The organism is Niastella vici (assembly GCF_002077945.1).
In the GTDB taxonomy this organism is placed as follows: Bacteria; Bacteroidota; Bacteroidia; order Chitinophagales; family Chitinophagaceae; genus Niastella; species Niastella vici.
Genome location: NZ_LVYD01000043.1, coordinates 214686 through 234727, shown reverse-complemented (window position 1 = coordinate 234727; position 20042 = coordinate 214686). Strand labels below are relative to the sequence as shown.

Here is a 20042-nt window from a genome sequence, read left to right as displayed (position 1 = left end):
GCTTATTTTATTGAGAAATATTCTGCCAGCGGACCCAGCGCCAACGCAGGGAAAAACGATAAGGCGTTTACGATCACAATAACTGCCAGGGTCATGGCTCCGAACGTAATGGAGTCTGTGCGTAAAGTACCCGACGATTCGGGAATGAATTTTTTATTGGCCAGTAAACCTACAATAGCTAATGGTCCAATGATGGGTATAAACCGGGCTAATATTAAAACAATGCCCGTAGTAACGTTCCAGAAAATATTATTGTCGCCCAATCCTTCAAAACCGCTTCCGTTGTTGGCATTGGCCGAAGTAAATTCGTACAGCATTTCTGAAAATCCGTGGTAACTTGGGTTATTCAACCAGGCTGATGGTTTCACGGCCCACGCTACATCGGGATGATGCGCTACCATATAGGCAGCCAGCGCTGTTCCTGCTTTTACCAAAAAGGCGGTCAATAACCAAACCAACGTGGCAATTTTCACCTCGCGGGCTTCCACCTTATGGCCCATGAATTCGGGCGTTCGGCCCACCATCAACCCCGAAATAAACACCGCGATGATGATGAAAATATAGTAGTTTAACAGGCCAACACCCACGCCGCCATAAAGGGCATTGATCATCATATCGAGCAATACCACACCACCCGAAAGCGGCATCAGACTGTCGTGCATCCCATTTACCGAACCATTGGAAGTAGAAGTGGTGACCACACTCCATAAGGCAGTTGCAGCAGAACCGAAGCGCACCTCTTTACCTTCCATATTGCCGATGTGCTGGGCTATACCCATTTTATCGATCTCAGGATTGCCCTTTGTTTCAAAATATACATTGAGGCCAATAAACAGTACACACAAAAAGGTCATTACGCCAAAGATCACATAGGCCAGTTTTTTACGATTGATATAAAAGCCAAGCGCAAATACCAGTGCAATAGGGATAAGGATAATGGCAATGGTTTCAATGATGTTTGTAAAATAGTTGGGGTTCTCCAGGGGATGTGCCGAGTTAGCGCCAAACCAGCCACCGCCATTCGTTCCTAATTGCTTAATAGCGATCATGCCGGCTGCGGGTCCCCGTGATACCTGCACGGTATCGCCCTGTAGTGTGGTAATGGTATCCTTGCCATCATAACTGGCCGGTGTACCATTAAATGCCAGCACAATGCCCACCACCAGTGATAAGGGCAACAGTATGCGCGTGGTTGATTTTACCAGCAGGTTCCAGAAGTTGCCCAGGTTGTTGGTAGTCTTTTCTCTCAGTCCATTATATAAGGCCACCACGGCGGCAATACCGGTTGCGGCGCTTACAAATTGCAGAAAGGTAACAACAAACAACTGGGTGAAATACGTTAATCCCGATTCACCTGAATAGTGTTGCAGGTTACAGTTCACCAGGAAACTAATGGCGGTGTTAAACGCCAGGTCTGGTGTTTGCCCGGCATTACCGTCGGGGTTCATAGGTAATTTGTCCTGGAAGATCAGGGCAAAAAAGGCATATACAAACCACAGCAGGTTAATGCTGAGCATGGCTTTTAAAAACTGTTTCCAGTTCATAGGGTCTGCCGGGTTGATACCGCCGAGGCGAAAGATCAGCCGTTCAAGCGGGCTCATAAAATCGGTGATGGTGCGTTCACCTTTAAAGACCCTGGCAATATATTTTCCCAACGGAAAAGCCAGCAATACCGAGAAAAGGAAAATTATAACTACACCAAATAGTTCTGTATTCATGTGCGTAATAGATTGGTCAAAATTTTTCGGGTTTTATTAATACATACAACAGGTAACCAAAAACCACAATAGATAAAATGAATAATGCGTTGATCATATGTTTATATTTTTTCAAAAAAGTCAATAGATCTGTTGAAAAGCCAGAAACAAATAAGTCCGGATACGAGAAGAATGACTGTTAGCATTGTTTTAAGTTTTGTCAATTGGAAAATGCCAACGGGATGCCGGTATTAATAAAAAGGGAAAGAAATACAACAAAGAGTTAATTAACAATCAAATGTGGGGAAATGGCTAACATCCGTTCATACCATTATGCAATAGCAACCTTTTCATTTTGGCAGGGTTAAATGTCAAAATGGAAAGGTTTGTAATAATTGCGGCCCGGTTCCGACCAATTTTAAACCCGAAAAAGATAAATTCGCGCCTTAATAAAGGCAACCTCTTTTCGGGGATCAGTTTTAAATAAATAATAAAATGAGCTCATCTACTTCACCGGCTATATTTCACAAGAAGATCACTGCAGCCGGTATTTTAATTGCAACCGGTATCGTGTTTGGCGATATTGGTACCTCGCCTTTGTATACGTTGAACGCGGTATTTCATGATCGCGTTATTACTGAAGATGTGGCTTTGGGTGCTTTATCTGCCATTTTCTGGACACTGTTTTTTCAAACCACATTGAAATATGTGATCATTACCCTGCAGGCCGATAATAAAGGGGAGGGTGGAATTTTTTCGCTCTATGCGCTGATCCGCCGTTTTTGGGGTAAGTGGTTGCTGATACCCGCCATGGCCGGCGGCGCTTTCTTAATGGCCGATGGTATTATTACACCGCCCATTTCAGTGGCTTCGGCTATTGAAGGGTTGCAAAAAATAAATCCGCACATCGATACGGTGCCCATCGTGATCGTGATCCTTATTTTATTATTCGCGTTCCAGCAATTTGGAACCGATAAGATCGGTAAGGTGTTTGGTCCGGTGATGGTGGTATGGTTCACCTTTATTGGTGTATTGGGAATAATGGGCGTGAGCCATGAACCCGGTGTGTTCAAAGCATTGAACCCCTGGTACGCCTATAAAATGTTGAGAGAAGTGCCCGGTGGTTTCTGGTTACTGGGTAGCATTTTCCTGTGTACTACCGGTGCCGAAGCACTGTACAGCGACATGGGGCACTGCGGTAGAAACAACATTCGCGTTAGCTGGATCTATATCAAGATCATGCTGGTACTGAGCTATGCCGGACAAACAGCCTGGTTGTTACAACATACCGGTCAGCAACTGGATACCATCAGCCCGTTCTATCACACGGTCCCTGATGCCATCTACCTGCCTACGTTGATCATTGCCACCCTGGCCACCATTATTGCCAGCCAGGCGCTGATCAGTGGTTGCTTTACGCTGGTAAATGAAGCGATACGGCTTGATATTTGGCCGCGTCACCGGGTATTGTTCCCCGGACATATAAAAGGACAGATCTATATTCCTTTTGTGAACTGGTTATTGATGGCTGGTTGCCTTGGCATGGTGTTGTACTTTAAGGAAAGTACCAAAATGGAGGCCGCCTTCGGTTTAAGTGTTACGCTCACGATGCTGATGAGCACCATTTTGATCAATTATTATTTACATGCCAAAAGAGTACCCATGGTATGGGTAGTGCTGGTGACCGCTTTATTTTTGATGATCGAGCTGTCGTTTTTAACAGCCAACCTGCAAAAGATAAAAGAAGGCGGTTGGATCACCCTGTTGATAGGTTCGGGTTTATTTATGGTCATGTACGTATGGCGCAAGGGCCGCAGCATTACCAACGGATTGAAGAAGATGGTGGCCATTGAAACCTATATCCCATTACTGAAGCAGTTAAGCATTGACGAAAAGATCCCGAAGTATGCTACCAACCTGGTATACCTTACCAGTTCGGGCAGCCCGCGTAAAGTGGAGAAAACAGCCATAGATTCTATTCTGTCACGATCACCCAAGCGGGCCGACATCTACTGGTTTGTGCACGTGAACGTACTGGATGAACCGTATGCCATGCGCTATCACGTTGACACCATTGTAAAAGATGACATATACTTTGTGGAATTCAACCTGGGTTTCCGCATTGAGCCGCGTATTGATTATTTTTTCAGGGAAGTGGTGAAGGAACTGGTGAAAACCGGTGAGGTGGATGTATCGAGCCGGTGCGAACAACATTACCAGGAAAGCAGGATCGGTGATCTGCGCTTTCTCGTGATGGAAAGCTTCCTGTCGTTTGAGAATGCGATGGCTTTCGGGAAGAACTTTTTAATGAAAAGTTATTTCAACCTCAAATACCTGAGCGTAAGGGAATCAATCAACTTTGGTCTTGACCCCAGCAATGTGACCATTGAAAAATTTCCGGTGGTGGTGAATGCGGTGCAACACCCGCCATTGGTAAGGCAATAGCTTAGCAGGAAGTACGAAGTAAGAAGAACCTGACATTCGTACTTCCTAACTTTTATTTCTGATTTTGAGATCTATAGATTTCTGGATCTTATCAGGTTCGGTTCACTGCCAAATCTCAAAATCCCGAAATCCCAAAATCAGCAATTAACGAATTAATCAATCTTATACTCTTCCATCTTCCTGTACAACGTCGTTAGGCCTATGCCTAATAATATGGCAGTCCTCGTCTTATTGCCATTGGTATAGCGCAGTACTTTTTGTATGTGGCTTTTTTCAACACTGGCCAGGGTAAGGTTGGAAGAACCGCCAGACTGTTTCTGAATATCGAAAGGTAAATGTTCAGGCAAAATGGTATCCCCATCGGCCATGATCGTGGCTCTTTCGAGCACATTGCGCAACTCGCGGATATTGCCCTTCCAGGTATGCTGGTTCAGTAACTGAAATGCCTCTTTGCTTATTTGCATTACGGGCCGGTTCTCTTTGGCAGCATAGTATAGTAAAAAATGATTGGCCAGGGCCGGAATATCTTCTGCATGATCACGCAAAGCGGGCAGGGCAATAGTAAACACGTTTAACCGGTAATACAGGTCTTCGCGGAATGTACCTTCTTCTACCATTTTTGCCAGGTCTCTATGGGTAGCCGCAATAATGCGCACATTTACTTTGGTGGTCTTTATATCGCCCAGTTTTATGAACTCGCCATTTTCAATTACCCGCAACAGTTTGGCCTGCAGGTCAATATTCATTTCCCCTATTTCATCGAGAAAAAGGGTACCGCCATCGGCCATTTCAATCAATCCTTTTTTATCTTTTGTAGCGCCGGTATAGGCGCCGGCCTTATGCCCGAACAACTCGCCTTCCAACAGGTCTTTGGCAAACGCACTGCAATTGATAGCGACAATGGCTTTATCGTTCCGCTTGCTGTTTGCGTGAATGGCATTGGCAAATACTTCCTTACCCGTACCGGTTTCGCCCAGCAGCAACACGTTGGAACCGGCAGGAGCAATTTTCTGCGCCAGCTGAATAGCTTGTTTTATCAGCTGGCTCTCACCAATAATGTCACTAAAGGTAAAGGCGCCTTTTTCTTTTATTTTTATGGCCGACTTCTTCTGCGCCATGGCTTTTTCAAAGGCCTGGTACAGGAGGGGCACAATGCGGTCATTATCGTTGCCCTTGGTGATGTAATCAAAAGCCCCGTTCTTGATGGCCTGCACGCCGTCGGGAATATTGCCGAAAGCCGTTAATAAAATGATCTCGATCAGGGGATGTTTTACCTTTAATTCCTTTACAAAATGAACCCCATCGCCATCGGGCAGTTTTACATCGCACAAAACGATGTCGGGTTCCTTTTGGGCAAGCGATGCCCGGGCCGCTTTCAACGTGCCCGCCTGTTCAACGGTAAATCCTTCGAGTGAGATAATTCGGCTTAATAATTTCCTGAGCTGTTCTTCGTCATCGATCAATAAAATGGAACCGGGCATATGGTAGTTTAAGAGCCTAAAGGTAGCTGTTCTGGAAAAAACCAGGAAGGTATTCTATTATCCACCATTATTAGTAATCCTTTACATATTGAATGGAAGCAAATTTAATCAATTACAATTCAATCAGGCGAAATGGAACCAATGTCAATCATTTTACACAACAGATAGATTATCTGGAATTGTTCCTGGAAAGTTCGGTTGGAAGGTTGCTTAGGACGCCGCATATGTTGCAAACTATGGGGCACTTGTTGCAAACGATGGGACACTTGTTGTAAACGATGGGACACTTATTGCAAACCATGGGGCACTTGTTACAAATGATGGGGCACTTGTTACAAATGATGGGGCACTTGTTACAAATGATGGGGCACTTGTTCGCAACTTTTTGTGGAAAGTTCAAAACATCGCCTGGAAAGTTGCGAAGATTGTGTGGAAAGTTCAAAACATCGCCTGGAAAGTTTCGAAGATTGCCTGGAAAGTTCAAAACATTGGGGCGTAAGTTGCGAACAGTGGGGCGAAAGTTGAGAACTTATGATCTTCAAAATCCGAAATCTGTTTGTCAAATTATATAACCACGACAATGTTCGAAAGTTAGCAATAATATTCAATAATTATTATTACCCCAAAACGAAAAAAGCCTCCCGATGCATCGGGAGGCCCTTTCTATACCTATGAAGACTATATTCTTTTGCTGTTATATATAAGGCAAGGCCCATACCATGCCAAAGCTACGGCCGGGTTCCCCAAACGCCCACAATGGCAGAACCGCCCACCACCCGTTGATTTCCAACTGGTTGACCTCAAAAAGAAGGTATGAAAATAAATAAAACAATGCATACTTACCAGCGTAGGAATACGCAAATTTGTTTCAAAACCGGAATTAACACCTTTTTTTGGGAAAGAAAATCATCATTCCGACCATACTCTGGACAAGTTTACCAGTATTCCTTTCTGTTATACCCTTATTCAGCTTCTATTAGCCAGTAAGAGGTGTTGATACCCTGTTTCTTATTATTTTTGGCCATCAATACATAGAAATGACTATAACCCTGATCATTATCATTATAACAGTCCTGGTTTCCGTTGCAGCGTTTACGAATGATAAAATAATGAACGATTTCATTTTTGATCCGCCCGCCGTTACCTATGACAAACAATGGTACCGCTTTTTGACCTGCGGGCTGGTGCATGCTAATTTTCTGCACCTGTTCTTCAATATGTACTCATTTTACATGTTTGGCGATATTGTAGAGCAACATTTTATACTTATTTTCCATGAAAAAGGGAAGCTGTTTTACCTACTATTGTATGTTACCTCGTTGATTGCCTGTTTAGTTCCCACCTATCTGAAACATAAAACCGATAACCACTACCGCAGCCTGGGCGCTTCCGGTGCTGTTTCGGCAGTGATCTTTGCGTATATTATTCTTAATCCGCTGAATGATCTGGGATTGATCATTGTACCGGGGTTCAGATTACGTGCTTTTATTTTTGGGTTTATATACCTGGTTATTTCTTCTATTCTCGATAAACGGGGCGGCGGCAACATCAACCATTCGGCCCATATTTTTGGCGCCCTGTATGGCATCGCTTTTTTAATTGCCACCAGTTATTTGTTTTCAGAATACCATGTGCTGGATGAGTTCATTCAAAAAGTACGGGCATATGCCAACAGTTTTTAACCGGTAACTATATTCAGGACTTTACAAATTGTATTCGTAATACCTGCCGGGTGGCATCGGTGAGTTTAAAGCGGTCGTCTATACGAAGACCAACCACCCATGCTATCTTTTTATTGCTTTCAAGCACCCATACTTTTTCCTTATCGGTCAATGATAGTTTTTGGTCGATAAAGAAACGCGCCAGTTTCTTTTTCTTTCTTAATCCCAGCGGATAAAAATAATCTCCCTTTTTCCATTTTCGCAACACCAGCGGATATTGCAGGGTGTCATGGTCAATTAATGCAATGGCAGCATCGTTGACCAATTGTATATTTTTATTTTTCAGTTGCTCAAAATAAAGTGATCCGTTTTCAAATACGACCTGGTCCTCTTCTTTGTCAATAACCAGCGTTTGTGCCTGCTCCGATTGAGCGCGGGCTATGATGAGCCAGCGCCGGTTCTTAATAATGCGATGGGTAGCCGATTGTACATACCGGCCCGACTCACTTTTCATCAGGTGGATCACTTCCTCTATCTGTGCTGCAGAAAAACCAAAGTCATTGATGATCTCATACACAATGGAATGCAGGGGCTCCGACTTTTGCAATTTCAGGATGGATATATGTACTTCTTCACCTTTATACTCAAGCAGTTTCTTTTTATGCAATGCAAGGGCTTGTTCGTACAATTGTTCCATATCGGCAAAACGGCGCAGGTTAGCCGCCAGGTTATTTTCTGCTTCGGGATAAATTTGCTGAACCAGCGGAATTAGCTGGTTGCGGAAATAATTACGTGAATATTTGTCAAGGGCGTTTGAGCTGTCTTCGACCCAGCTCAATTGGTGTTCAACAGCAAACTGTTTCAACTCCTGTTTACGGGCAAAAAGCAATGGCCGTACGATGGGGCCTTTTTTGGGTAACATGCCCCGCAAACCATGGATGCCGGTACCTCTGAAAAAATGCATCAACATGGTTTCTATGTTATCATCGAGGTGGTGGGCGGTGAGAAGGTGGTGAATGGTCAATGGTGAATGGTCAATGGATTCCCGCATTTTCGGACCACCGATTGCAGGCTTCAGCAACTCTGCAAACCAGGTATACCTCAATTCCCTCGCAGCTTCTTGTATCGACAACTTATTATTCTCTGCATATTTCTGCGTATCAAATTCCTTTATTAAAACAGGAACGTTATACTTTTGCGCCAGTTGTTGCACAAAAGCGGCATCACGTTCGCTTTCTTCTCCCCTTAATTTAAAATTGCAATGCGCTATCACAAATTGAAAGCCGGCCTGTTTGCATAGTTCACATAGTACAACCGAATCAATACCGCCACTCACGGCGAGTAATAATGTATCCTTTGGTGAAAAAAGATCATGCGCCGAAATGTATTGCTGAAATCGTTGCAGAAGATCCATGCAGTAATTTAAAAAGTGAGTTCCTCATACGCGCTCCGCAGCTCCCCATACGCATGCTTATCGCCCGCTTTTTTGGCGGCTTCCATCCCCTTTTCGTACCAGGCTATCGCCGCATCGGTATCACCGGTGCGTTCGAGCAATTTAGCCAAATGATAATAAGAACCAATATAATTGGGGTCCTGCGTCAATATTTCCTCAAAAATTGACTTCGCCGTATTATCCTCGCCAATTTTTATGTATTCCAGTGCCAGTGCGTGTTTCAGAAAATTATCGCCGGGGTTGGCCTGCAAAAATTCCTTCAGTTGGGTGATGCGGTCCATAATTCCTCAATTAAAAAAAACCATAAAATTTCAAAATGTATCTTTACGGCACTTATATTTGTATACAATATGGTTGCATAAACAACCAATAAATTAATTGCCAATGAAGATATTAGTTTGCATCAGCAAAACGCCGGATACCACGGCAAAAATAGCTTTCACCGATAACAATACGAAATTTGCACAGGACAACGTACAATGGATCATCAATCCGTATGACGAATGGTACGCTTTGGTTCGCGCTATTGAACTGAAAGAAAAAGATCCTGCTACTGTTTTACACCTGATAAATGTAGGCGGGGCCGATGCCGAACCAGTCATTCGCAAGGCCCTTGCCCTGGGCGGTGATGAAGCCATCAGGATAAACACCCCCAGCACCGATAGTTTTTATATTGCTTCGCAAATTGCCGAAGTGGCCAAACAAGGCAACTACGATCTTATTTTCACCGGTAAAGAAACCATCGACTTTAATGGTTCTTCCATTGGCGGTATGGTGGCCGAACTGCTCGACCTCCCCTATGTATCGCTGGCCATAAAGTTTGAATTGAATGGCACTACAGCTACCATTACCCGCGAAATAGAAGGCGGCGAAGAGGTTTGCGAAGTGAATTTGCCCGTAGTCGTTAGCTGTCAGAAAGGGATGGCCGAACAGCGTATCCCCAACATGAAGGGTATTATGAGCGCCCGTACCAAACCCTTAAAAGTGCTGGATCCTGCCGCTGCCGGCACGTTAACCACAGTGGCCAGCTTTGAATTGCCGCCAGCCAAAGCAGGTGTAAAACTGGTTCCGGCCGATAACCCCGCCGAGCTGGTGCGCTTATTACACGAAGAAGCGAAGATCATCTAATGCAATAATTATGGGCCGGGCTGTTGTACTACTATTCAACACCGGTTGCGTCGCACCCTTGTACATTTAGTTCTTTACTCAACAAAAACTACAATTGCTGATGAGCTTGCATCAGCAGATTATCAAAATTACTATCATGTCAGTATTAATATTCATCGATCAGGCCGATGGCCATGTTAAAAAAGCCTCTTACGAAGTATTAAGCTATGGCGCCAAAGTAGCAGAACAATTAGGCACAACTGCCGAAGGTGTGGTGTTGGGCGCTGTACCCGCCGATCAACTATCGGCATTGGGTAAGTATGGGGTAAAAAAGATACACCAGGTGGCCAATGAAGCCCTTAATCACTTCGATGCACAGGTTTTTACCAAAGTTATTGCCCAGGTGGCGCAGGCTGCCGGGTCAAATGTGGTGATCTTTTCGAACAATGTGGATGGTAAAGCTATTGCGCCCCGGCTGGCGGCCCGCCTGAAAGCCGGCCTGGTACCCGGTGCAGTTACCCTGCCCCAAACCACCAATGGATTTACTGTAAAGAAAAACGTTTTTTCGGGAAAGGCTTTTGCCAATGTTACCATAAACTCCGATATAAAGATCATTTCCCTCAATCCCAATTCGTACCCGGTAGTGGAAGGTTCGGGCTCAGCGGAAGTGGTGCCGTTCTCAGCAACGGTTGATGCGCCAAAAGTGAAAATAAAATCTGTGAATAAAGCCTCCGGCGAAGTACCATTAAGCGAAGCTGAAGTGGTAGTAAGCGGTGGCCGTGGATTGAAAGGCCCCGATAACTGGGGACTGATCGAGAACCTGGCGCATGTGTTGGGCGCCGCCACCGCCTGCAGCCGTCCGGTTGCCGATGAGCACTGGCGCCCGCATCATGAACATGTTGGACAAACAGGCCTTACTATTGCGCCTAATTTATATATTGCAGTCGGTATTTCGGGCGCCATACAACATTTAGCCGGAGTGAACCGCAGCAAGGTGATTGTGGTTATAAATAAGGATCCCGAGGCCCCCTTCTTTAAAGCGGCCGACTATGGTATTGTGGGTGATGCATTCGACGTTCTACCCAAAATAACGGAAGCGGTGAAAAAGCTGAAAGGAATGGCATAAATTAACCCGGTATATTCAATGAAATGAGGTTAAAGGATTTGGGCTCATTTTTTGAAGAAAAACCCTTAGTTTCGTGCTTTCGTTATGAAGAAAATAGAGTTGGAAATAGTTGCCTTGTCACACAGCATTACCCAAACTCATTCGTATGCTGTGGTGTTGGGAGAAGTTAATGGGTTGCGCAGGCTTCCGATCGTTATCGGGGGTTTTGAGGCGCAGGCTATAGCCGTGGCCCTGGAGAAAATGCATCCAAGTCGCCCACTCACACATGACCTGATGAAGAATTTCATGAATGCCTTCAACATTGATCTGCAGGAGATAGTGATCTGCGATCTGCAGGAAGGTATTTTTTATTCGAAGCTGGTTTGTGTAAGTGAACATGATACTGTAGAAATTGATTCCCGTACATCCGATGCGCTGGCCCTGGCCGTTCGCTTCGGATGTCCTATTTATACCTACGATAATATTCTTGAAAGCGCCGGTATTTTGATGGAAGACCCATCGGGCAAGAAAAAACAGCCCCGCGAAGCAGTGGCCGCTGAATCTTCTGCCGGTACCGACGACCTGAAAACACTGACGCTGGATGAGCTGAACACCTTGCTAAATGAGGTGCTTGACATGGAAGATTATATCAGGGCCATTGCTATCCGCGATGAGATCAACAGCCGAAAAAGAAACAGAGGCTAGATCTTGATTTCTGATTTTGTGATTGGAACATTTAAATCACAGATAATTAAGCAATTTCTGATTTTGAGATTTTTAGATTTCGGGATTTGATCAAGTCACAGATCCCGAAGGCATTTTGACATTAATCCAAATCTCAAAATCCCGCAATCCCAAAATCACAAAATTCTCTCAGTGGTAGTATTTCCCAATTGTAAAATAAATCTTGGACTTCACGTAGTTCGCAAGCGCGAAGATGGTTACCACGACCTGGAAACCATCTTTTATCCCCTGCCCCTGCGGGATGTACTGGAAGTAGTCAATGGTCAATGGGCAATGGGCAATGGGCAATTACCAGACTCTGACTCTTCGCAGCAGCCTGGCAAGGCAGAAAAACAACCTGAATCCGTTGTCCTTCATATGAGTGGTTTACCTGTACAGGGCAAACCCGAAGACAATCTCTGCATAAAGGCCTACAACTTACTTAAAAAAGATCATCCGCAACTCGAAGCCATCGACCTATACCTGCACAAGGTAATTCCTATGGGCGCCGGCCTGGGTGGCGGTTCTGCAGATGGCGCTTTCACCCTGCAATTGCTCAACGATAAATTTCAGCTGGGTTTATCAACCGAAAAATTGCTCGACTACGCGTTGCAACTCGGCAGTGATTGCCCTTTCTTCCTCATAAACAAACCCTGTTATGCTACCGGCCGTGGCGAGCTCATGCAGGGCATTCAACTCGATCTTTCGGCTTATTCTTTCCTGGTGGTGCATCCTGGTGTTCATATCAATACCGGCTGGGCTTTTTCACAGCTCACTCCTGCCCCATCGGCCCGGTCTTTAAAAGAGATCATACAGGAACCTGTTGCCAACTGGCGCACCGGTTTGAAAAATGATTTTGAAGCGCCCGTTTGCAAACAACATCCCGACCTGCAAGCCATAAGGGAAAAACTGTATGAGGCCGGCGCCCTTTACGCCTCCATGACGGGCAGCGGCTCCTGCTTTTTCGGCATCTTTCCCAAAGAACAACTCCCTGCCATCCAATGGCCTGCACAATATGCAGTATTTCAACTGAAATGATTTGTCTAGTTATTCAGTAGTTTAATACAAGCGTCATTTTAGCCCTCGCCAAAATTGATTATATTTGCCGGAAATAGCTTGTTATCAATTACAAGGCCTACATACCGCATTTTCTTCACTACAACCTCGATTTCCTGAATCATCGAGGATAATTACCAGTTGTCCGCCCCCCGGCGGACGGGCCAGGGTATTGTATCAGTCATACCTGATCGACTCTTTACTTACATATTTTACTATTCATTGTTCATTTATAATTTCTTTATTTCACCCCTTTATGGTTTCTACTTTATCAAACAAAACAAAGTATTATCTCGATCTGGAAGAAAAATACGGAGCGCATAATTATCATCCTCTGCCTGTTGTGCTGCAAAAGGGAGAAGGCGTGTATGTATGGGATGTAGATGGCAAACAGTATTATGATTTCCTGAGCGGTTATTCAGCCGTTAACCAGGGGCATTGCCATCCGAAGATCATTGCGGCCTTTATGATGCAGGCCCAACAACTCACCCTCACCTCCCGTGCATTTTATAACGATGCACTGGGTGAATATGAACAATTCATCACCAATTATTTTGGGTACGATAAAGTGCTGCCGATGAACACGGGCGTTGAGGCTGTTGAAACAGCCATTAAACTTTGCCGCCGCTGGGGCTATACCGTGAAAGGCATTCCTGAAAATAAAGCTACAATCATAGTATGCGGTGAAAATTTCCACGGCCGTACCAGCACCGTTATTTCCTTCAGCACCGATCCTTCTTCACGTGACAGGTTCGGCCCCTACATGCCAGGCTTTACGGTTATTCCTTATAACGATCTGCCAGCGCTTGAAAAAGCCTTGCAGGACCCTAACGCAGCCGGTTTCCTGGTTGAGCCTATACAGGGCGAAGCAGGCGTGGTAGTGCCCGATGAAGGTTACCTGTCGCGCGCCAAACAATATTGCGAAGCGGCCAATGTACTGTTCATTGCCGATGAAATACAAACCGGTTTGTGCCGTACGGGTAACATGCTGGCCTGTGACTACGAAAATGTACAACCCGATATACTGATCTTAGGAAAAGCATTGAGCGGGGGTACCCTGCCGGTATCAGCCGTACTGGCCAACGACCCAATCATGCTCACCATTAAACCGGGCGAACATGGCTCAACGTATGGCGGCAATCCGATTGCATGCCGGGTGGCTGTTGAATCATTACGGGTGCTTAAAGAAGAGCAGATGGCAGCCAATGCCCAGGCCATGGGTGAACTATTGAGAAAGGAATTACAGGCCCTGCAATCGCCTTATATTTCGGTTGTACGTGGAAAAGGATTGCTGAATGCCATCGTTATTGAACATCCTGATAAAAATGCCGCCTGGAATTTATGTCTAACTTTAAAAGACAACGGGCTTTTGGCCAAGCCAACACATGGTGATAAAATTCGTTTTGCACCACCGTTAATTATTAATAAAGAGCAAATCCTTGATTGTATAAATATCATTAAGAGAAGTTTGGATACTTTTGCATAAATGTTACAGGTTATTCAGTTAGAGAGTTCGTAAGTTTAAACCAAAGAGCTTAAAATGGATCACAAGGAAGAACACCTGCAAAGTTCGGAAATGCTCAGGGATATTGTAATAGGGATGAGCGATGGGCTCACTGTGCCTTTTGCACTGGCGGCCGGCCTAAGTGGTGCAGTTAGCTCAACCGGCATCATTATAATTGCTGGTATTGCAGAAATTGCCGCCGGTTCCATTGCTATGGGACTGGGCGGTTACCTGGCTGGTAAAACAGAAATTGACCATTATAACAGTGAGCTGAAGCGCGAGTACGAAGAAGTAGATGCGGTGCCTGAAAAAGAAAAAGAAGAAGTGCGGGAGTTTTTTGGAAATCTGGGGCTTAGTGAAGAAGTACAATATAAAGCGGCAGAAGAAATTGCAAAAGATAAAAAGGTATGGGTCGATTTTATGATGAAGTATGAACTTGGGCTCGATAAACCCGATCCCCAAAGAGCTACCAAATCGGCGCTGAACATTGGACTTTCGTATGTAGTTGGCGGGTTGGTGCCTTTAAGTCCTTATTTTTTTATTGATACACCGGTAGAAGCGTTGAAGATATCCGTGCTCGTAACCTTAATTTGCCTGTTCGTCTTTGGTTACTTTAAAAGCCGGATGACAGGTGTGCATCCCCTGGGCGGTGCATTAAAAGTGATGCTGATTGGCGCAGTGGCTGCAGGGGCAGCTTTTGGGGTGGCGAAGATATTTGAATAATTTGTATATTAGGGTATGGAAAAGAAAAACGAACCAGCAGAGGACAACAGCAAAAAACGCTATACCCTTGAAGAATTCTTTGGAATGGAACGCTCACCTAATGTGCAGTACCAATACCACAACGGTGAAATCTGGGAAGTAAAAGAAGCTGCGGTGTCGTATAACAAACAACACTATACCATTGAAGAATACCTTGAAATGGAGCGTGCTTCCAACGAGAAGCATGAATACTACCAGGGCGAAATATTTGCCATGGCTGGCGCCACCCCCAGGCACAACTTTATTTTTTCAAATGTCTTTGGAGAATTGTGTATACAATTGAAAAATAGCGCCTGCCGTCCTTTTGGGAGCGATATGAGAATGCATATTCCCGAAAATACATTATTTACCTACCCTGATATCTCCATCTATTGTGGCAATCCAACTATTATAAATGAAGATACAGTTACTCAACCCACCATCATCATTGAAATACTGTCAAAAAGCACCAGGGATTATGACCGGGGCACCAAATTTAATTTATACCGCGATATACCCACATTAAAGGAGTACATGCTTATTGATACCGAAAAAATTACAGTCGAAGTATTTCAAATCAATGCGCTTAACCGGTGGGTACTGCAAGAATGCAAAACGCTGCAACAAACGGTTCAATTACCTACTGTAGGGGTGTCTCTTTCCATGCAAGCCATTTACAGAGGTACCCGCCTGGTAAATGCGGTTAAGTAAATTTTAAAAGGTGCCTATTGCCCCTGCTTATTGTCTTCTGTCAACTTCATATCAGGAAACAACGCCATTCCCATCATAACGAAGGCAGATATCAGCATCATCCATAAACCGGCTTTTTTATCGGGACAAATACCGCGGTAACAACCTGAATATACAATATAACTTCTTATAGCATATGCCACAACGAGGGCGCAGATGAACATGTTCCAGCGTTTGGCCCAAATACGTTGGATGGCAAAAAATACTACGGCCATCGTGCAAATAACGATAAAAACAATTCCAGGCTTTCCGTAAGCTTTATTTTCTGAAAAGAACCCGGTAAAGTTCTTATCCAGGTCGGGATGATAGGTCCAGGGTAAAAAACCAGCCAAAACAAGACAAATGGCCGCTGCAATGCCGATCCATTGAGAATATTTCATGGCGCAAACATACTACATTCAGGGTATTCTTTACAACGTACTTATCATCTCCACATCTTCCTCTTCCACCGCCGTGGCGCGGGCTTTCTGACAAATAATATTCCTTCCCAACCTGAAAACAGAGAACGCCCCGATGGCGCAGCAGGCCATTACAGCCGCCATGGGCAATGCCGTATTATTCTGGAATACGCTTACCAGGGCCGATGTACAGGCGCCAATACTCATTTGAATGGCGCCCAGTAATGCCGATGCGCTGCCCGCATTATGGCCAAATGCGGCCAACGAAAGCGCCGAGGCATTGGGGAACGTAAAGCCCTGGCAACACAAAAACAGAAAGATGAGGAAGATGGTGATGAACAGATCGTTCCAGCCCAGTAAAGTGAGCGCCACCAGCACCACACCGATCGTGCTTTGACAAGCCAGGGCCACTTTAATGATCTGTTCGCTGGAATAAGTTTTCAGGATCACGGTGTTGATCTGGCTGGCGCCAATAAGGCCCATGGCAATCAACGCGAAGATCCAGCCATATTGCTTCTCACTTACATGAAAGATACCCATGAACACAGAAGGCGAACCGCCAATATAAGCGTACAGGCCTGCGGCCGAAATGGCTGCCGTTAATGCGTAGGTGTAAAACTGTGGGTGTTTTATAATGCCTGCAAAATTACTGATGATAGAAACCGGCTTTAAAGAAAAATCTGGATTGGGTTGTTTGCTTTCGGGTAATAAGAAATAGATACCGGCCAAAATAATTACATCAACGATCATCAACAGTACAAACACCCAGCGCCAGCCTAATGCAGCGGTGATATAACCACCTGCTGTAGGCGCAATAATGGGCGATACCGCAACTACCAGCATCAACATGGAAAATACTTTGGCATTCTCCGAAACATCAAACAGGTCGCGTACCATGGCGCGGGCCGCTACCATGCCTACACAACCGCCCAGGGCCTGTAACAAACGCAGCACTATCAATGCCTGCACCGAAGCGGCCAATGCGCAACCCAGCGAAGCCAGCAAATAAATAGAAAGGCCCACGTACAATGGTTTCTTTCTGCCGAAGCGCTCCAGCAAGGGGCCGTAGATCATTTGCCCCGCAGAAATACCAATGAAAAAGCTTGATAATGACAACATCACCTGCGCAACGGTTGTATGCAGCCCTTTGGCAATATCAGGAAAGGCCGGCAGGTACATGTCGATCGAAAAGGGCCCAATGGCGGTCAGGAGGCCCAGGATGAGAATCAGATAATAGTTCTGGGTGGGTCGTTTATTATTCATTCGTACAACAAAGTTATTATAACAGGCCTCAACTTATCAAAATAAAAATCGATGAGAATTCGTGACAAACTGCATTTCGGCTGCAAAAAGGTACTTGTTAAATTAGCTGTCTCAACTAACCGTTAACCATAAAGCCCTGCCGTAAGAGGGCGCCTTATCCTTGTTGTTATGGTATACGATCTATTCACTACAGGGGTATTTGTATATAAAATATCACTGGTGTTTAGAAGCAAAACGGGAAAGCTCTCCGGCTCAGCCGCGAGGGCTTTTTTTCAATAGGGCATTTATGAATTCGTGACCAACTGCATTTTTTCGGCAAATGCGCGCACATTAATTTAGTGGTATCATTTAACCATAAGAAATCGCCTTGTCCTTTTTTTATTCTTATGGTACTTCCGAACCATTCATAGTGGTACTAACAACAGAAGGCCCGCCCGATGTATCGGGCGGGCTTTTACTTTCAACTCATCCCTTACTGATCGCATTGATTAAACGCAGATTCAAATTGTAGAAATTTTTCCCCTAAACCTATCATTTCTTTCACTGGCTCCATTTTTATGTAATTACATGCTACAGTATTAAATCGCGTTTTTGCATGTCACGTTCAATAAATAAAAATAATACGACTGTATTAAAGAAGACCCCCACCGGTATAAATGGTTTTGATGAAATCACTTATGGTGGCCTGCCCACTGGCCGCCCCACACTTATTTGTGGCGGTGCCGGTGCAGGTAAAACACTTTTATCCGTTGAATTTATAGTGCGCGGCGCGTTGGATCATAAGGAGCCCGGCGTTATTATGGTTTTTGAGGAAAAGGCTGAAGACCTGGAACAAAATGTAGCATCCCTGGGTTTAAATTTAAAAAAGCTGCAAAAAGACGGGTTGCTGTGGATCGATCATGTGCATGTAGACCGCAGTGAAATTGAAGAAACCGGGTTGTACGACCTTGATGGATTATTTATTCGCCTGGGGCATGCTATTGACAGCATTGGCGCCAAACGGGTAATGCTTGATACGATCGAGAATTTATTCGGCACTTTCGATAATGAAGCCATTCTGCGTGCAGAATTGAGAAGGCTTTTTAGCTGGCTCAAGGACAAAGGCGTAACCGCTATCATTACCGCCGAAAAAGGAACAGGGATGCTCACGCGGCATGGATTGGAAGAGTATGTTTCGGATTGTGTGATCCTCCTGGAGCACCGGGTTATCAATCAGATCTCGACCCGGCTTTTGCGGGTGGTCAAATACCGGGGTTCCCTGCATGGCACCAATGAATATCCCTTCCTCATTGATGAAGACGGCATATCTGTTTTGCCGGTTACCTCCTTATTACTGGGACGGGATGTTTCTTCACAACGGATCTCCAGCGGCATTGATTCCCTTGACGGCATGTTGGGTGGAAAAGGATTTTACCGGGGCAGTTCTATTTTGGTATCGGGTACGGCAGGTACCGGTAAAACCAGCATTGCTGCTTATTTTGCCAATGCCTCCTGTGGTCGCAAAGAACGTTGCCTTTTCTTTGCGTTTGAAGAATCGCCCCAGCAGATCGTCAGGAATATGAGATCGATCAATATCGATCTGAATAAATATATTGATACCGGATTATTACAGATCGTTGCCACCCGCCCTACCCTGCATGGGCTGGAATCGCACCTGGTGGCCATTCACAAAAAAGTAAAGCAGTTCAAACCCCGTATGGTGATCCTTGATCCCATTACCAACCTGGTGGCCGTTGCTTCACTCGGCGAAGTAAAATCCATGCTGATGCGTTTACTCGATTTTTTACAGAATGAAGGCATCACCGTGCTTTTCACTGCGCTGACCCACGATAAGGAAAATTTGCCACAGACCGATGAGGGCATTTCTTCCCTTGTAGATGCCTGGGTTCAGGTGCGCGACATGGAAAACAACGGGGAACGCAACCGGGGCATTTACATCATGAAATCAAGAGGCATGGGCCATAGCAACCAGGTACGGGAATTTGTGATCACCAGTAAGGGACTGGAACTGATAGACGTTTACCTGGGCCCCGACGGCATATTGATAGGTTCGGCCCGGGAAGCACAGGAATTGCAGGAATATACCGGCGCCGCCATACGCAGCAATGCAGCTAACCGCAAGAACCGGGAAATTGAGCGCAAAAGACTGGTGCTTGAAGCGAAGATCGCGTCCCTGAAAGAAGAATTTGAATCGGTACAGGAAGAATTGAATAAAACTTTTGTAGAAGATGATCTGAAGAAAGAGATCATGGAAAAGAACCGGCAACAATTAACTCAAAACCGCAACAGCCGATATACAGAAAATGGCAAAGTCAACAAAAAATAATACGGAAAAACAACTGATGCAGCGTGGTGCAAGAACCAGCAGGCCCAGGGAAGAAAAATGGATGTTGCGGTTATATATAGCCGGCAATACCCCCAAAAGTACCGCTGCGCTCATTAACCTGAAAAGATATTGTGAACAACATTTAAGTAACCGGTATGAGCTGGAAGTGATAGACCTGTTATTGAACCCGCAACTGGCCGCCGGCGATCAAATACTGGCTATTCCAACGCTTGTAAGGAAAATGCCGGTACCGGTTCGAAAAATAATCGGCGACTTATCAAATGAGGAAAAAGTGCTGGTAGGTCTTGACCTGAGGCCCATAAAAAAATAAC

The 20042-nt window shown here is 45.0% G+C and carries 18 protein-coding genes; 11 read left to right on the top strand and 7 right to left on the bottom strand.

What is annotated here, in order from left to right; translation table 11 throughout:
• Positions 1-2 precede the first annotated feature (2 nt).
• Both kdpA and kdpF read right to left on the bottom strand, forming a co-directional pair.
• Positions 3-1718 carry a potassium-transporting ATPase subunit KdpA gene (gene kdpA / locus A3860_RS13745; protein ID WP_081147277.1) on the bottom strand — a complete coding sequence of 572 codons (1716 nt, stop codon included), beginning with the start codon at positions 1716-1718 and terminating at the stop codon, positions 3-5.
• A gap of 16 nt (positions 1719-1734) precedes the next feature.
• Positions 1735-1815: a K(+)-transporting ATPase subunit F gene (kdpF, locus tag A3860_RS13740; RefSeq protein ID WP_081147276.1), complete on the bottom strand. Its 81-nt coding sequence runs from the start codon at positions 1813-1815 to the stop codon at positions 1735-1737.
• 377 nt (positions 1816-2192) lie between these two features.
• On the opposite strand from kdpF, the gene A3860_RS13735 reads away from it, so the two are divergent.
• Complete coding sequence (locus A3860_RS13735; RefSeq protein WP_081147275.1) at positions 2193-4142, top strand: KUP/HAK/KT family potassium transporter; 1950 nt, start codon at positions 2193-2195, stop codon at positions 4140-4142.
• 152 nt (positions 4143-4294) lie between these two features.
• Here the strand turns inward: A3860_RS13735 and A3860_RS13730 are convergent, their stop codons facing one another.
• A complete protein-coding gene (locus A3860_RS13730; RefSeq protein ID WP_081147274.1) occupies positions 4295-5623 on the bottom strand; it encodes a sigma-54-dependent transcriptional regulator in 1329 nt (442 codons plus the stop codon).
• 1037 nt (positions 5624-6660) lie between these two features.
• Between A3860_RS13730 and A3860_RS13725 the strand changes: the two genes are divergently transcribed.
• A complete protein-coding gene (locus A3860_RS13725; RefSeq protein WP_081147273.1) occupies positions 6661-7305 on the top strand; it encodes a rhomboid family intramembrane serine protease in 645 nt (214 codons plus the stop codon).
• Positions 7306-7318: 13 nt separating this feature from the next.
• Here the strand turns inward: A3860_RS13725 and tilS are convergent, their stop codons facing one another.
• Both tilS and A3860_RS13715 read right to left on the bottom strand, forming a co-directional pair.
• On the bottom strand, positions 7319-8698 hold the full coding sequence (gene tilS, locus A3860_RS13720; RefSeq protein ID WP_081147272.1) for a tRNA lysidine(34) synthetase TilS: 1380 nt from the start codon (positions 8696-8698) through the stop codon (positions 7319-7321).
• A gap of 8 nt (positions 8699-8706) precedes the next feature.
• Positions 8707-9018, bottom strand: coding sequence for a tetratricopeptide repeat protein (locus A3860_RS13715; RefSeq protein WP_081147271.1), 312 nt, complete (start codon positions 9016-9018; stop codon positions 8707-8709).
• A gap of 103 nt (positions 9019-9121) precedes the next feature.
• Here A3860_RS13715 and A3860_RS13710 point away from each other — a divergent pair, with 103 nt between their 5' ends.
• The 7 genes from A3860_RS13710 (at position 9122) to A3860_RS13680 (ending at position 15684) form a co-directional block, all read left to right on the top strand.
• The gene (locus A3860_RS13710; RefSeq protein ID WP_081147270.1) at positions 9122-9865 is read left to right on the top strand and encodes an electron transfer flavoprotein subunit beta/FixA family protein; all 744 of its coding nucleotides are present in this window, start codon (positions 9122-9124) and stop codon (positions 9863-9865) included.
• Between the two features lie 136 nt (positions 9866-10001).
• Positions 10002-10970 (top strand): electron transfer flavoprotein subunit alpha/FixB family protein, encoded by a 969-nt coding sequence (locus A3860_RS13705; RefSeq protein WP_081147370.1) that lies wholly within the window; start codon positions 10002-10004, stop codon positions 10968-10970.
• Between the two features lie 84 nt (positions 10971-11054).
• On the top strand, positions 11055-11654 hold the full coding sequence (locus A3860_RS13700) for a bifunctional nuclease family protein (RefSeq protein ID WP_081147269.1): 600 nt from the start codon (positions 11055-11057) through the stop codon (positions 11652-11654).
• A 171-nt stretch (positions 11655-11825) separates the two neighbouring features.
• Positions 11826-12710, top strand: a complete 885-nt coding sequence (gene ispE / locus A3860_RS13695) for a 4-(cytidine 5'-diphospho)-2-C-methyl-D-erythritol kinase (protein ID WP_081147268.1) — start codon at positions 11826-11828, stop codon at positions 12708-12710.
• Positions 12711-12984: 274 nt separating this feature from the next.
• On the top strand, positions 12985-14214 hold the full coding sequence (rocD, locus tag A3860_RS13690; RefSeq protein ID WP_081147267.1) for an ornithine--oxo-acid transaminase: 1230 nt from the start codon (positions 12985-12987) through the stop codon (positions 14212-14214).
• A 54-nt stretch (positions 14215-14268) separates the two neighbouring features.
• Positions 14269-14955 carry a VIT1/CCC1 transporter family protein gene (locus tag A3860_RS13685; RefSeq protein ID WP_081147266.1) on the top strand — a complete coding sequence of 229 codons (687 nt, stop codon included), beginning with the start codon at positions 14269-14271 and terminating at the stop codon, positions 14953-14955.
• 15 nt (positions 14956-14970) lie between these two features.
• Complete coding sequence (locus A3860_RS13680; RefSeq protein WP_081147265.1) at positions 14971-15684, top strand: Uma2 family endonuclease; 714 nt, start codon at positions 14971-14973, stop codon at positions 15682-15684.
• Positions 15685-15698: 14 nt separating this feature from the next.
• On the opposite strand, the gene A3860_RS13675 is transcribed toward A3860_RS13680, so the two are convergent.
• Positions 15699-16103, bottom strand: a complete 405-nt coding sequence (locus A3860_RS13675) for a hypothetical protein (protein ID WP_081147264.1) — start codon at positions 16101-16103, stop codon at positions 15699-15701.
• Between the two features lie 30 nt (positions 16104-16133).
• Entirely contained in the window at positions 16134-17384 is a 1251-nt protein-coding gene (locus A3860_RS13670; protein ID WP_081147263.1) for a multidrug effflux MFS transporter, read from the bottom strand.
• A 595-nt stretch (positions 17385-17979) separates the two neighbouring features.
• On the opposite strand from A3860_RS13670, the gene kaiC reads away from it, so the two are divergent.
• Both kaiC and A3860_RS13660 read left to right on the top strand, forming a co-directional pair.
• Positions 17980-19710 carry a circadian clock protein KaiC gene (gene kaiC / locus A3860_RS13665; RefSeq protein WP_081147262.1) on the top strand — a complete coding sequence of 577 codons (1731 nt, stop codon included), beginning with the start codon at positions 17980-17982 and terminating at the stop codon, positions 19708-19710.
• Entirely contained in the window at positions 19688-20041 is a 354-nt protein-coding gene (locus A3860_RS13660) for a circadian clock KaiB family protein (protein ID WP_081147261.1), read from the top strand. Before kaiC ends, A3860_RS13660 begins: the two co-directional genes overlap by 23 nt.
• The last annotated feature ends 1 nt before the right edge of the window (position 20042 follow it).